The sequence below is a fragment of the Chthoniobacterales bacterium genome, from assembly GCA_039930045.1.
Classification (GTDB): Bacteria; Verrucomicrobiota; Verrucomicrobiia; order Chthoniobacterales; family DASVRZ01; genus DASVRZ01.
In genome coordinates, this window is the sequence record JBDSQB010000016.1 from 1 (window position 1) to 13565 (window position 13565).

A 13565-nucleotide genomic window follows, 5' to 3' on the forward strand; every position below is an offset into this window, starting at 1 on the left:
CATGTGGGCGTCGACGGGGGATTCCTCCGGGTGAACGACAAGCTCAGCGAAATCACGGGCTATCCGCACGCCGAGCTGCTGCAGATTACGTTTCTCGAACTCACCCTTCCGGAAGACCGGGCCGAGAGCGACGACGCCCGCCGTGCCATGCTCGCCGGTACGCAAGCGGTCTACGTCGCCGAGAAACGGTACCGGCGCAAAGACGGTCGCATTGTGTGGGTCAACGTCGTCACGACGCCGCTGCGCGATTCGACCGGCGCGCCGAAATATTTCATCTCGGTCTTCTCCGATGTCACCGAGCGCAAGCTCCTCCAGGAACAATTCCTCCGGGCGCAGCGCATGGAGAGCATCGGGACACTCGCCGGCGGCATCGCGCACGACCTGAACAATCTCCTCACGCCGATTGTCATGGGGATCGGCCTGCTCCGACGGGAGAATTCCGACCCGGCGAACGAGCCGCTCTTCGACACGATGGAAAAAAGCGCCCAACGCGGCACCAATCTCGTGAAACAGGTTTTGTCCTTCGCCCGCGGCATCGAGGGCTCGCGGGTGACGATCCACCTCAGCCATCTCATCCGCGAGATCCAGGATTTCGTGCAGAGCACGTTCCCCAAAAATATCCGTTTCGCGGCGAGCGTGCCCAAGGATACCTGGCTGGTGCACGGCGATCCGACCCAGCTCAACCAGGTCCTCCTCAATCTCTGCGTCAACGCCCGCGACGCCATGCCCCAAGGCGGAAGCCTGCGTCTGACGGCGCGAAACTTAAACGTGGACGAACCGTACTCCACGATGCTCCGGACGGTGCCCGCGGGGCGCTATATCCTGCTCGAAGTCGCCGACACCGGCTGCGGAATTCCGGCCGGCGTGCGCGATCGGATCTTCGAGCCGTTTTTCACCACCAAGGAAATCGGCAAAGGCACCGGCCTCGGACTTTCCACAGCTCTCGGCATTGTCAAAAGCCATGGGGGTTTCATGCGAGTCTATAGCGAGCCTGGCAAAGGCACCACCTTCCGCATTTATCTGCCCGCGCACACCGAATTCTCCGGGGAACTCCCCAACTCCCGCGAAGATGAAATGCCGCGTGGCAACGGCGAGCTCATCCTCGTGGTGGACGACGAACCTTCCGTTCGCCAAATCTCCCAGATGACTCTCGAAGCCTTCGGCTACCGGGTCATCGTCGCGTCCGACGGAGCCGAGGCCATTGCGGTTTACGCCACTCGCAGCAACGAGGTCGCCGCCGTCATTACCGATGTGATGATGCCCGGAGTGGACGGCATCGCCGCGATTCAGGTTCTCCTAAGAATGAACCCGAACCTGCCGATCATCGCCGCCAGCGGACTCACCACCGACAGCCAGAGCGCGCGCGCCACGCAAGTCGGTGTAAAGTATTTCCTCCCCAAGCCCTGCACCGCCGGCAAGATGCTGCAGATGTTGCGCGACATCTTCACCACCTGAGGCGCAGAAAACTATCGAACTCGGATCGCCCGCGTCTTGTCGAGCTTCAGCACCTGATTCGACTGCAACTCGATCGGGGTTTTCAAATCCGCAATCTTCAGCCCCGCCAGTTGCACGCTGCCGCCTTCGATCAATCGCCGCGCATCGCTCTTCGACTTCGTAATCTGAAACCCCCGCTCGTAGGCCGCGACGACTAGATGGATAATGTCCGTTCCCACATCGGCCAGGTCGAGCACGGGCAGCGTATCGCTTTCCGCCAGCTTGCGCGCACTGAAGCGCGTCTGGAAATCGGCCACCGCGTGATCCGCATCCGCCGCCGAGTGGAAACGCTCCACCAACCGACGCGCCAGCGACTTCTTCGCCTCCATCGGATGCTGACTCGGATCGAGTTTTTCAAAGAAAAGCAACTCATACCAACGCGCCATCAACTCGTCGGAAATACTCATCACCTTGCCAAACATCGCCACCGGCTCATCGTTCACGCCGATGTAGTTATTCAGACTCTTGCTCATCTTCTGCACGCCATCGAGCCCTTCTAATATCGGCACCATCAGCGCCACTTGCTGCGGCTGGCCTTCCTCTTTTTGCAAATCGCGCCCGACCAGAATGTTAAACAACTGATCCGTCCCGCCGATCTCCACGTCGGCATGAATCATCACCGAATCCCACCCTTGCATGATCGGATATTGAATCTCGTGCGCCCGCACCGGCTGATCCTTCGCCATGCGTTCCTTAAAGTCCTCGCGCTGCAACATCTGCTGCAAAGTCACCCGGCTGTTCAGCTTGATCACCTCCTGAAACGACATCCCCTCAAACCATTCGCCATTAAAGACCGTCTTCGTCCGTGACCGATCCAAGATTTTGAATGCCTGCTCCGTGTAAGTCTTCGCATTCGCCATCACCGCATCGTGGGTCAGTTGCGGTCTCGTCGTCGAACGCCCGCTCGGATCGCCAATCATCGACGTAAAATCGCCAATGATCAGGATCGCCTCATGCCCGAGATCTTGAAACTGCCGCAGCTTCGAGAGGGAAACACTGTGACCCAGGTGAATATCCGGCGCCGTGGGATCGACCCCCAGCTTTACTCTGAGCGGACGCCCGAGTTGCAATTTTTTCAGCAATTCCTCCTCCGATAAAATCTTGGCGGAACCGACACGGAGCTGGGCGAGTTGTTCTTCGGGAGTAAGCATGGCGCCGACATTCTGCCCGCAGAACCCTGACGATTTCCACAGATTTTTTCATGACTCCGGACGGTGTGCTTCTTCGGTTCTAAGAAACGGTTTGCCTGCCGCGTTGTCACCACATGAAGCTCCTCATTTCCTCCTTTCTAGCCCTCGGCACTACCCTCTTTGCCGCCGACCCGATTCCCAATCCTCTCATCGATTACCCCGGCTTCCAGCGCATCGTCACCGAGTCCGCCGCCACCCGCGAGGCGCACCGGCTCACCGAGGCGCAATTCCTTCAGGCTATGGCCGAGCCCGGCGTCATCCTGCTCGATGCACGGAGTGCGTCCATGTTTGAGCTGCGGCACATTCGCGGCGCGATCAACCTCCCATTTACCGACTTCACCGCCGGGAGCCTTGCCAAAGTCATCCCGTCCCAGGCCAGCAAGATACTCATCTATTGCAACAACAACTTCCTCAACAGCCCGCGCGTCTTCGCCTCCAAAATGGCCACCGCCTCCCTCAATCTCTCCACCTACACCTCCCTCGCTTCCTACGGCTACACCAACGTCTTCGAACTCGGCCCGCTCCTGAAAACAGACACCACTTCCATTCCATTCTCAGGCACAGAAACGCTACCGCCTGCGGCCAAATAATGTAAGCCGCCGGGATTAGCCGTTCCCTTGCGACAGCAAAGCCAGGCAATCGCGCGGGTTCACAATGGGGAAGCCGTGAATTTCCTGGAGAACCATTGGCGAGTGAAAAGCCAGCGCCCTCATTCCTCCCACGATTAAAAAATACAATGGAATAAATCTGCACCACGTTTCTCAGATGGATGTAGCACAAATGCCGGACTTGTTTCGGCTGCCATCGGTTACCCGAAGGCTCCGGTTCCCCTCTGTCTGGAGAATTTATGCTGCGCATTAAAAACACAGTCAAAACAAACTCCAAATATGAAAAACAACCTACTGAAATACAGCTTCATCGCTGCCTGCATCGCACTCACGCCTGTCGCCAGCCTTCGCGCTGAGGACGCCATGAAACCCGACGGCACCAACCATGAGAAAAACGAAAAAATGCAAATGGACGGCTGCATGATGATGAATGGCAAAATGATGGAATGCAAAGGCGGCAAGCAGATGGAAATGACCAAGGACATGGAAATGTCGGACGGCACGAAAGTCATGAAAGACGGCAGCGTCATGATGAAGGGCGGCAAAACCATGAAGATGAAAGACGGCGACATGATCGGCATGGACGGCAAAATGATGCCTAGAACGCCAGCCGCCACGATGGCCCACTAAGTCAGACACGACCTAACTAAAAAAAGCCGGAGCGTCACTGCCCCGGCTTTTTTTTATTTTAGGAATGCGAAGGTCGCCATGGGCGAAGCGAATGATGTCGGCTGATGATGAGCGTCCCCCGTTTTACTTCACCAGCTTGTAGCCAAACTCGCGGACGGTTAACAGATGCACGGGCTGATGCGGATCGCACTCGACCTTCTGCCGCAGCGTGGTGATGAATCGGTCGATGCTCCGGCTCGTGACGCGGTTTTCGTAGCCCCAGACTTTGTTAAAAATCTCGTCGCGGCTGAAGGCGTGGTTCGGTTTCCTAGCTAGAAAATGGAGCAGCTCAAACTCCTTGGGCGAGAGTTTCACTTCCAATCCATTGCGAGTGAAACGTCGCGCCGTCATGTCGAGGACGCACGCGCCAAAGGCGATCTGCATTTCCGCCGGCTCGCGGTGACGACGCAGGATGGCTTCGGCCCGCGCGAGCAGTTCCTTGATGCTAAATGGCTTCGTGACGTATTCGTCCGCGCCGAGATTTAACCCGAGCACGACTTCCGATTCCTGCCCGCGCGCTGTTAGGAAAATGATGGGAGTTTCGATCCGTTGCTGGCGGAGCAAGCGGCAGATTTCATAGCCATTGATCTTCGGGAGCATGACGTCGAGCACGATGAGATCGGGTTGGCTGTTAGTAGCGAGTTCGAGTCCACGCTCGCCATCGGATGCCGTGAGCACGCGATGCCCGAGGAAGGCAAAATTATCGCGCAACCCGCGCAGCATCACCGCGTCGTCTTCAATCAGGAGAATGGTTTCCATGTTAGTTAGATGCGAGTTGTACTCCGCTCACGCGGTCGGCAGCCAGACGGTGAAGGTGCTGCCTTTGCCGGGCTGACTCTCGACTGTGATTCGGCCGCGATGCAATTCGACGATGCGTTTCACGATGCTCAAGCCCAGGCCGCAACCTTCCGCGCTGCGGGCGAGGCGGTTGTCGATCTGGTGGAATCGGTTGAAGATCGCCGCGCGTTCGGCGGGTGCGATGCCGATGCCGTTGTCGCGAATGGAGAAGGTCACGCCGCCGTTTTTGCAGCCGACTAACAATGCGATCTCTTTGTTAGGACCCGTGTATTTCCAGGCGTTGTCGAGGAGGTTGTCTAACATGCAGACGAGTGCCGCCGCATCGCCGGGAATGTTAGGAAGATTCGGTTCCAACTCGCTTCGGTAGCTAGTTCCCTCCGCGTGCCGCCGCTGGCCGAGATTTTCCTCCGCCGCGCTGACCATGTCCGCCGCCGCGATGGAACTCGCGGCCAGCCCATCGTTTCCTAACTCGAGTCGCGAGTGAGTGAGAAATTGATCCACCAGACGCGAGAGCCGGGTGTTTTCGCGGGCGAGCAATTCGAGATATTCCGCCTGATCGGGGCAGCGTCCCTCGCGGATCGTGTCGAGCAGCAGCCGCATCGAGGCGACCGGCGTGCGCAATTCGTGCGCCAGCGTGGCGAGCGAACTGGTCTTGAGTTCCTGCGTTTTGATCTGCCGCAGAAAGGCCCAGCCCGCGAGCAGCGCGATGAGGATGTTAGCACTAATCGTGAAGATGGCGGTGCGCGTGTAGCTGTCGATCTGGTCCCGCACCGCCTGCTGGATGAGCGAGCGGTCCGCGGTGTAAAGCTCGACCGTCGCATCCGGCAGCAGCGTCGAAATGTTCGTGCTCGCCACCGGACTGCCCGTGACTTTGGCAGCACCGGCCAGCAGCGTGCGATCCTTCGCCAGCACCCGGATGCGCACCTCGTGATCGAAGGAACGGCGCAGCGCGGCGGCGATGATCTCGGCGGAATGGCTGGGAGCGGCGGCGATTTCGTTCTTCAAAGTCACGCTCAAAGTCCGCGTGGCAATGGAGAGCGAATCCTGCCAGGCCGAGGCAATCATATCGCGCGCGGCCTCGCGTTCCTGCTGCACGGTTTCAAACATGAAACGCAGGAGGAGTCCGGTCGGAATGAGCGGCGCTAGTACTAGCAGCAGCAAGAGCGCGCGAATCTGCCGGGGCTTGATTTCCTGAAGGCTGATCATGAGGGGAACCGGGGAAGTCTGAGACGGAGTGGAACATGAGTCGAGTTCCATCGCACTGTTAGGATCTGGGCAGGGAATTCACACGAAGGCACGGAGAAACACGGAGGGGAGGAGTAGTTGCTCTTTTTCCCATCTCCCTGTTTCTCCGTGCCTCCGTGTGAACCTATATATCAGGGCCTGGCTGGATCGAGCAGGCGCACCGTCGAGCCCATGTATTCCGTCAGCGCCAGAGCGTCCTTCGTGTCGTCGTTGTAACGGGGAATGATCCGGTCCGCACCCGTGCCCTTGGTTTTCACAATGCTCGTGCTGCCATCGACATTCACCACGACCGCCTTTACCCCGCCCCAGGTGCCGCCGAAATCGCCCTCCTGATCGGTGTATTTGCCGGTACCATCCGTCCCGCTCACCAGCAACGGCCAGCTCGACACGCTCGTGGTGGTGAGGCCCTCGATGTAGGAAAATTCATTTTCCCCAGCCTTCACCGCCTCCGTGGCGGGTTCGATCTTGTTATCGCACTTCGCGCCCGTCTTTGAGGGCGGTGTGACGAAGACCTGCTCATTGTCCAGATAGGCGGGCAGCAGATCGCGAAAGGCGTCGTTCGAGGTGATGATAGGTTCGCCCGCCGCCGTCTTCGTAACGGGAAACAGTCCATTGGAATCATTGGCATACATGCGCAGCGCCAGGGCGATTTGGCGGCCATTTTGCATCGAGGTGCTCATGCGCGCCGTCTTGATCGTGGTGGTGTAAACCGGCACCGCAATGCCGACGAGAATGCCGATGATGGTGATGACTACGAGGAGTTCGACCAATGTAAACGCGCCGCTCGGAGTGCGACGCAGCGAGACGGAAGCGCGAGGTGTGAGAGTGAGACGGGAATGTGTTTTCATGGGATGCATTTTGTTTGGGGTTGTGGACGTCTGGGAGACATCCGATGTTGCATCCAATGAAGCAGGGCGATGTTACCGATTGGTTACCGCCGCGTCCGTTTTTAGTGATTTCTAAGCTTTGCGCATGTCCTCACCACGGCGAAGCGACTTTTCCCCATGCACAGACCATTTCTAACTTCCTAACCTCGCGGTGGCGGAAGGCTTGAGGACTTGCCTCGTGATGGAAATGCAACTCCGCTCTTTACTCCGCCGTGAGGGCGGCGCGGGAGTCGGCGAACTGGCTTTTCTCGATGAAGTAATCGTAGCCGCCGGGATAGCTCTTAATCGTACCGTTGTTTACGTGGATGACGCGGTTGGCGAGCTTGCGGATGAAATGCACGTCGTGGCTGATGAAAACCAAAGTCCCGGCGTAGGCTTCGAGGGCGAGGATGAGCGACTCGACGGTGTGGATGTCGAGGTGGGTCGTCGGCTCGTCCATGAGGAGGAGGTTGGGCGGGTTGACGAGAAATTTGATGAGGTTAAGCCGGCTTTTTTCGCCGCCGCTGAGGACTTTGGTTTTCTTGTAGATGTCGTCTTTGCGGAAAAGGAAGGAGCCGAGAATGCCGCGGGCGTCGTCCTCGCGGAGTTCGCCGTTGCTAGCTAATACTTCGTCGAGCACGGAGGCGTCGGGGTTGAGAGTGTCGGCGCGATATTGGGAGAAGTAGCCGATGACGGCGTTGTGGCCGAGATTGCGGGTGCCGCGTTGAAATTCGAGGTTGCCCGCGAGGATCTTGAGCAACGTCGATTTTCCCGCGCCGTTCGGGCCGACGAGCACGGTGCGTTCGCCGCGTTCGATGGTGAGGTCGAGCCCAGTGTAAACTTTGTGTTCGCCGTAAGCCTGGTGGATGCCTTCGAGGGAAATGGCGCGCTGGCCACCGCGCGGCGGCTCGGGAATGTGGAAGCGGAAGGGCTTCTTCGGCGGGAGTGGTTTCTCGATTTTTTCCATGCGCTCGATCTGCTTGATCTTGCTCTGGGCTTGTGACGCTTTGGAAGCGACTTGGCGGAAGCGGTCGTAGAATTCCTGGAGGTTTTCGATTTCTTTCTGCTGGTTTTTGTAGGCGGCGAGTTGCTGATCGTAGGCGGCGTCGCGCTGGGTGAGAAAAGCGGTGTAGTTGCCGGTGTAGGAAATGAGGCGCTTGTCGGAAATGTCGTAGATTTTCTCAGCGAGATCGTCCATGAACTGGCGGTCGTGCGAGATCATGAGGACGGCGCCGGAATACGACTTCAAGTGGGCTTGCAACCAGAGGAGGGAAACGAGGTCGAGGTGGTTCGTCGGCTCGTCGAGCAGGAGCAAATCGGGCTCCATCGAGAGCAGGCGCGACAAGTGCGCGCGCATCACCCAGCCGCCGGACATCTCGCGGGCGGGACGATTGAAATGTTCCTCCTTAAAACCGAGGCCGCGGAGGATTTTCTTGGCCTTGGCCTCGATCTGCGGATCGATCAACGCCTCGTGCTTGGCGTGCGCTTCGAGGTATTCGGGGCCTTCCACAGTGCCCGCTTTTTCCAATCGACTGAGAGTCGATTCGAGCGCCTGGATTTCCCCGGCCTGGCCGGTGGCGACTTGCAGAACGGTCTCGTCGCCAATCGGCTCCGACTCCTGCGGGAGATAGCCGATCATGGTCCATTCATCGCGGTCAATGGCACCGGAGTCGGCCTCGTTTTTGCCGAGAATGACGGAGAACAAAGTGGATTTTCCCGCTCCGTTGGGCCCAACCAGGGCGACGCGTTCGCCGTAATTGACCTGGAGCGAGGCGTTTTCAAAAAGGGTGCGGCCTCCTACGGAGACTTTGAGATCGCGAATAGTGAGCATGGGGCGGGAAACTACGGGATGAGGCGGAAACCTGAAAGCTGAAACTTGAAAGCGGATGGCACTCATTTCCGCATTAGAAAACTCTAATTCGTCAGAAGCCATTTCTCTAATCTTTGGCCCGTAGGGTGCGGAAATGAAGAAGCACATTCGGCCAGCCTTGCCTCAGGAAACAGCATGATCTCATTACCCAATCCACTTCACCCGGCGATTGTCCATTTTCCCATTGTCCTGATTTTAATCGGGGCGTTGGTGGCGGTGGCCGCCGTTTTTCTACGCCGCTGGAATTTATCCTGGATCGCGGCCGGGCTTCTGACGTTCGGTGCGCTTGGGTCGTTTGCAGCCACCTGGTCAGGCGACGAAGCCGGGGAAACCGTTGGCAAGCTCTCCCCGCAAGCCGAAAAGATTCTCGAAGAACATGAGGAATGGGGTGAAATGACGCGCAATGTCGCTCTGGTCGCCGCTTTCCTCGCGGTGGGGACGGTTGCCACGACACGCTTTCCGAAAGTCGCCCGATCACTCTCGGTCGGGGCGGCACTGACAGCCCTCTGGGCCAGCTACTGCGTGGCGGTGACGGGTCATTACGGCGGTCTGCTCGTTTACCAAAACGGCGTCGGAATTACCGCTGTAGCTGACAATTCAATACCTGCCGTTCGGCCTGAGAAGCACGGTGACAAAGACGATGACTAAGCCTTTCCGACTGACGGAAACGGCCAGTTCTACTTACAAAACATAAGCTCGCGACCTGTGCCTGAATTCCTTATTTTTGCGAATATGCGTATCCTCGTCGCTGAAGATGATGCGAAAGTTCGCTCTCATGTCGTCCATGCCCTCCAGGAGGCGGGCCATGCTGTGGACGAGGCCAAAGACGGCGATGACGCACTCTGGTTATTGAAAGAACACCCCTACGATGCGGCTGTGCTGGACATCACGATGCCGGGTCGCGACGGAGTGAGTGTCACCCGCGCCGCCCGGGTGGCTGGATGCACGTGTCCCATTCTCCTGGCAACAGCGCGGGGAGAGATTCGCGATAAAGTGAGCGGACTCGATGCCGGGGCCGACGACTATATTGTGAAGCCCTTTTCCACCGAGGAGCTGCTCGCCCGGTTGCGGGCGCTCTATCGTCGGGCACGGCCGGAGATGGAAGTGGTGCTGCGTGTGGCAGACCTCGAAATCGACCTCCGATCCCGGCTGGCGCGACGTGCGAATCGGGAAATCGTGCTGACCAACCGTGAATTTGCCTTGCTCGAAACCCTCGCCGAAGCGTCACCTCGTCCCGTTTCCAAGACCACGCTCGTCGAACGCGTGTGGGATCAACATTTCGACTCCGGCACCAACGTGCTCAATGTTTACGTCAACTACCTGCGTAAAAAAATCGATCTCCCCGGTTGCACCCCGCTGATCCAGACGATTCGCGGGGTTGGCTTTGCTCTCCGGGAGGAAACTTCATGAACTTCCGGCTGAAGATCGCCGCCTGGTTTACGCTTTCGGTTTTTCTCATCGTAGCGGTGCTGATTTTTACCGCCCATGCGCACCTTGATGGGGAACTGCGCCATGATCGCAAGGATCCTTCGCATCCGGCATATGCCCAGTGGGTCATCCATGGCAGCTACACCAACGCAGAGGTGGAAGACATCCTCGGCGAGCTTCTGCACATCTGGCTTTTGGTGGGCATTCCCCTGGTCGTTGTCAGCGCGGGAGTGGGTTACTTCCTGGCAATCCGGTCTATTCGCCCGATTCGGCAAATCAACCGCGAACTGGCCAGACTTAATTTTCACTCGCTCGACCGCGGTGTGCATGTTCCAGAGAAAGATCCCGAACTCAACTCGCTCGCCCAGCACATCAACGACCTCCTCACGCGACTCGGACGCTCCTATCATGAAATGTCGGAGTTTTCCGCTCAAGTGGCTCATGAACTCCGCAACCCCCTCACGCTGCTGCGGATGCGGCTGGAGTCGGCTGCACCACAATTGCCGGCCGAGTTTTCCGAGGAAATGCAGGAGGGTTTGCGACACCTTTCCAAGCTGGTCGAACGTTCCTTGCTCGCGGCAAAAGCCGACGGCGGTAAATTGGAAACCCAGGCAGCCAACGTGAATCTGGACGCCTTGCTTGATGATTTGCGCGACGGCTACACGCTCCTCTCCGCCGAACGGTCCATTGTTTTGGACTGGCAGGTTGCACCTGCTCTCGTCTGCGTTTCCGACCCCGATTTGCTCCGCCAGATTTTGCACAACCTTCTGGGCAATGCTGTTCGCTATGGGCAACACAAAATCTGCCTCAAAGCGTGGGCTTCCGAGTCAAAAAAGCGTATCATTGTTCAAATCGCGAATCTGACTGGAGACAGCCAACCCACATCCTCCGGCACCGGGATGGGGCTGCGACTCGTTCGAGCACTGGCTCATGCCTTGGTTGAGACTCGCTTCAACAACCGTCATACGCCTCGATTTTTTCTAACCCGCCTTTCTCTACCGGCCGCCACAGCGTCCCAATCTTTAACATGAAATCAAACCAACCCGAAGACAATACTCCGCATTTCATCACCGATCACACCGGGATCGTCGCTCTGGAGCCTGTCGCTGAGGGCGAAAAAGTGGAGATCGCTTTCGACCCGGCGCAGCTCTCCGAAGAGGACATTCGCCACATTGCGCTGGAACACATTCATCCGGTGAAGACCGGGATGCAGCGAGTCGTGTTGCGTTTGGATGGTGAGGCTTGCGAAGCGGCAGCGGGCAAACTGGAGCGCCGCATTCAAAAAGTCCCCGGCGTGCGACGCGCCACGGCCACTTACATCGGACGCGTGCTGTGCCTGACCTTCGATTCCGCCATCTCGGGCGAGGCGAGCGTGATGGAAGGTGTGCGTGCCGCCGGAGCCAAAGTCGAGCCTCTCGAAAAACACGCACCGGGTCCAACTCCTCTCTGGCAACGCCTCCGCACCGGCGATCTCAACGAAGAAATCTCCGTCGCCCTCGGAGTCATTTTCCTCGTTTCGGCCATGCTCGTGAGTCGCACGATGGGCAAAGGCACATTGACCACCGTTCTCTACGTCTGCGCGTATCTTTTTTGCGGGCAAAACGGCGTCCGCTCGGCCATCGCTTCGCTGCGCGAAAAGACCCTGGATGTCGATGTCTTGATGGTGCTCGCTGCCTTGGGAGCGGCTGCTGTCGGCGCGCCATTCGAGGGCGCGTTGCTCTTGTTTCTCTTCAGTTTTTCCAATGTCTTGCAACGCTATGCGCTGGAACGGACACAACGCGCCATCGAGTCGTTGCTCACATTGCGCCCTGACCGCGCCCTGAAAAAAGTCGGCAACTCCACCGAAGTCGTCGCTGTCGATTCCTTGATTCCGGGCGATGTCGTCGTCGTGCGACCTGGCGAACTTCTTCCGGTCGATGGACGCGTCGAAGAAGGCAGCAGCAGCATTAACGAATCGAGCCTTACCGGCGAATCCATGCCCGTCGGAAAAGCGACCGGCGACAATGTTTTCGCAGGCACGCTCAACCAGACGGGTGCGCTGGAAATCGTCGTCACCAAGAAATCCGAAGACTCGACTTTGGCTAAAATGGTCAAGCTCGTCGCCGAGGCGCAGGCCGAGAAATCCGGCACGCAGCGTTTCCTCGAAAAGGCCGAGCAAGGTTACGCCGCCGGAGTCATCGGCCTCACGATCCTCGTCTTTCTCGTTCCGTGGCTGGGTTTCGGTGAATCCTTTGCCATCGCTTTTTATCGCGCCATGACCGTGATGGTCGTCGCTTCGCCCTGCGCCCTCGTCATCAGCACACCGGCGACCGTTCTCTCCGCGATCGGTGGCGCGGCCCGGCGCGGCATTCTCATTAAAGGCGGCGCGCATCTCGAACAAGCGGCCAAGGTCACCATCGTCACCATTGATAAAACAGGCACGCTGACCACGGGCAAACCGACCGTCACCGACGTCGTTTTGGCCGAAGGCTCGTTCGCCGTGGCCGATGGACGTTTGCCCGGCGAAGCCACCAGCCTGCTTTCCATTTGCGCGGCACTGGAGGCGAAATCGGAGCATCCGCTCGCCACCGCCATCGTCACGGGAGCGAAAAAATTGAGCCTCACGCTGCCGGTCGCAACCGAGTTCCAATCGACTCCCGGCAAAGGGGCGGAGGCAGATATCGATGGCACTCGCTATGTCGTGGGCAGCGAACGCCTTTTCCGGGAACTCGCCGCTGCTGGACGCGAAAATTTCCAGGCGAGTTCCAGTCTATTGCAAAACAAAGGCAAGACCTGCATCTGGATGGGCGAACGCCAGGGAAAAACGGTCGTGACCCGCGCGGTCTTTGCGTTGGCCGACACATTGCGCCCCGAAGCCCGACTTCTCACCCAGCAACTCCACGCGCTCGGCATTCAAAAAGTCGTCATGCTTACTGGCGATCAAAAAGGCGTCGCCGCCGCCATCGCTGCCGAGGCCGGAGTCGATGAATTTCGTGCCGAACTTCTGCCCGAAGACAAAGTCACCGCCATTCGCGAACTGAAAAAAGAGGGAATTGTCATGATGATCGGCGACGGCGTCAACGACGCCCCGGCACTCGCCACCTCGCATCTGGGAGTCGCCATGGGAGCCGCCGGAACGGATGTCGCCATGGAAACGGCCGACGTCGTTCTGATGGGCGACAAATTGGAAAACATCGCCACGCTCCTCGGCACCGCGCGGCAGGCCAAACGCGTGCTCATTCAAAACCTCATCTTCGCGAGTTCCATCATTATCATCCTGCTCATTTCCGCGCTGGGCTTCCGCCTGCCGCTCCCGCTCGGCGTCGTCGGCCACGAAGGCAGCACAGTGCTGGTCTGCCTAAACGGACTGCGCCTGTTAGTTTATCGCCCGAAGAAACGCTGAATCGATTGGAACTCG

Annotated in this window: 12 protein-coding genes; 7 read left to right on the top strand and 5 right to left on the bottom strand. The window is 58.4% G+C overall.

The features are described from left to right. Window positions 1-1455 (top strand): ATP-binding protein (locus tag ABIT76_11465; GenBank protein ID MEO7933764.1); only part of this gene is annotated, 1455 nt, incomplete at its 5' end. 11 nt (window positions 1456-1466) lie between these two features. On the opposite strand, the gene tyrS is transcribed toward ABIT76_11465, so the two are convergent. Then, entirely contained in the window at window positions 1467-2645 is a 1179-nt protein-coding gene (tyrS, locus tag ABIT76_11470) for a tyrosine--tRNA ligase (GenBank protein MEO7933765.1), read from the bottom strand. Between the two features lie 113 nt (window positions 2646-2758). Here tyrS and ABIT76_11475 point away from each other — a divergent pair, with 113 nt between their 5' ends. Further along, window positions 2759-3274, top strand: a complete 516-nt coding sequence (locus tag ABIT76_11475; GenBank protein ID MEO7933766.1) for a rhodanese-like domain-containing protein — start codon at window positions 2759-2761, stop codon at window positions 3272-3274. 297 nt (window positions 3275-3571) lie between these two features. Continuing rightward, window positions 3572-3922, top strand: coding sequence for a DUF6799 domain-containing protein (locus ABIT76_11480; protein MEO7933767.1), 351 nt, complete (start codon window positions 3572-3574; stop codon window positions 3920-3922). 123 nt (window positions 3923-4045) lie between these two features. On the opposite strand, the gene ABIT76_11485 is transcribed toward ABIT76_11480, so the two are convergent. The 4 genes from ABIT76_11485 to ABIT76_11500 all read right to left on the bottom strand — a co-directional run bounded on the left by ABIT76_11485 (window position 4046) and on the right by ABIT76_11500 (window position 8701). Then, a complete protein-coding gene (locus ABIT76_11485; protein MEO7933768.1) occupies window positions 4046-4720 on the bottom strand; it encodes a response regulator transcription factor in 675 nt (224 codons plus the stop codon). A 27-nt stretch (window positions 4721-4747) separates the two neighbouring features. Then, complete coding sequence (locus ABIT76_11490) at window positions 4748-5965, bottom strand: HAMP domain-containing sensor histidine kinase (protein MEO7933769.1); 1218 nt, start codon at window positions 5963-5965, stop codon at window positions 4748-4750. A gap of 170 nt (window positions 5966-6135) precedes the next feature. Next, entirely contained in the window at window positions 6136-6852 is a 717-nt protein-coding gene (locus ABIT76_11495; GenBank protein MEO7933770.1) for a type II secretion system protein, read from the bottom strand. Between the two features lie 241 nt (window positions 6853-7093). Further along, the gene (locus tag ABIT76_11500) at window positions 7094-8701 is read right to left on the bottom strand and encodes an ABC-F family ATP-binding cassette domain-containing protein (GenBank protein ID MEO7933771.1); all 1608 of its coding nucleotides are present in this window, start codon (window positions 8699-8701) and stop codon (window positions 7094-7096) included. Window positions 8702-8875: 174 nt separating this feature from the next. Between ABIT76_11500 and ABIT76_11505 the strand changes: the two genes are divergently transcribed. The 4 genes from ABIT76_11505 to ABIT76_11520 all read left to right on the top strand — a co-directional run bounded on the left by ABIT76_11505 (window position 8876) and on the right by ABIT76_11520 (window position 13550). Further along, a complete protein-coding gene (locus ABIT76_11505; GenBank protein MEO7933772.1) occupies window positions 8876-9388 on the top strand; it encodes a DUF2231 domain-containing protein in 513 nt (170 codons plus the stop codon). Window positions 9389-9472: 84 nt separating this feature from the next. Next, on the top strand, window positions 9473-10150 hold the full coding sequence (locus ABIT76_11510) for a response regulator transcription factor (protein MEO7933773.1): 678 nt from the start codon (window positions 9473-9475) through the stop codon (window positions 10148-10150). Further along, complete coding sequence (locus ABIT76_11515; protein ID MEO7933774.1) at window positions 10147-11199, top strand: HAMP domain-containing sensor histidine kinase; 1053 nt, start codon at window positions 10147-10149, stop codon at window positions 11197-11199. Before ABIT76_11510 ends, ABIT76_11515 begins: the two co-directional genes overlap by 4 nt. Beyond that, on the top strand, window positions 11196-13550 hold the full coding sequence (locus ABIT76_11520; protein MEO7933775.1) for a heavy metal translocating P-type ATPase: 2355 nt from the start codon (window positions 11196-11198) through the stop codon (window positions 13548-13550). The genes ABIT76_11515 and ABIT76_11520 overlap by 4 nt, the downstream gene beginning before the upstream one ends. Window positions 13551-13565: the final 15 nt, after the last annotated feature.

What these genes read in the sequence shown, in the direction of transcription:
- tyrS (MEO7933765.1), bottom strand. Translation starts at nt 2,645, where the DNA reads ATGCTTACTCCCGAAGAACAACTCGCCCAGCTCCGTGTCGGTTCCGCC.
- ABIT76_11475 (MEO7933766.1), top strand. Translation starts at nt 2,759, where the DNA reads ATGAAGCTCCTCATTTCCTCCTTTCTAGCCCTCGGCACTACCCTCTTT.
- ABIT76_11480 (MEO7933767.1), top strand. Translation starts at nt 3,572, where the DNA reads ATGAAAAACAACCTACTGAAATACAGCTTCATCGCTGCCTGCATCGCA.
- ABIT76_11485 (MEO7933768.1), bottom strand. Translation starts at nt 4,720, where the DNA reads ATGGAAACCATTCTCCTGATTGAAGACGACGCGGTGATGCTGCGCGGG.
- ABIT76_11490 (MEO7933769.1), bottom strand. Translation starts at nt 5,965, where the DNA reads ATGATCAGCCTTCAGGAAATCAAGCCCCGGCAGATTCGCGCGCTCTTG.
- ABIT76_11495 (MEO7933770.1), bottom strand. Translation starts at nt 6,852, where the DNA reads ATGAAAACACATTCCCGTCTCACTCTCACACCTCGCGCTTCCGTCTCG.
- ABIT76_11500 (MEO7933771.1), bottom strand. Translation starts at nt 8,701, where the DNA reads ATGCTCACTATTCGCGATCTCAAAGTCTCCGTAGGAGGCCGCACCCTT.
- ABIT76_11505 (MEO7933772.1), top strand. Translation starts at nt 8,876, where the DNA reads ATGATCTCATTACCCAATCCACTTCACCCGGCGATTGTCCATTTTCCC.
- ABIT76_11510 (MEO7933773.1), top strand. Translation starts at nt 9,473, where the DNA reads ATGCGTATCCTCGTCGCTGAAGATGATGCGAAAGTTCGCTCTCATGTC.
- ABIT76_11515 (MEO7933774.1), top strand. Translation starts at nt 10,147, where the DNA reads ATGAACTTCCGGCTGAAGATCGCCGCCTGGTTTACGCTTTCGGTTTTT.
- ABIT76_11520 (MEO7933775.1), top strand. Translation starts at nt 11,196, where the DNA reads ATGAAATCAAACCAACCCGAAGACAATACTCCGCATTTCATCACCGAT.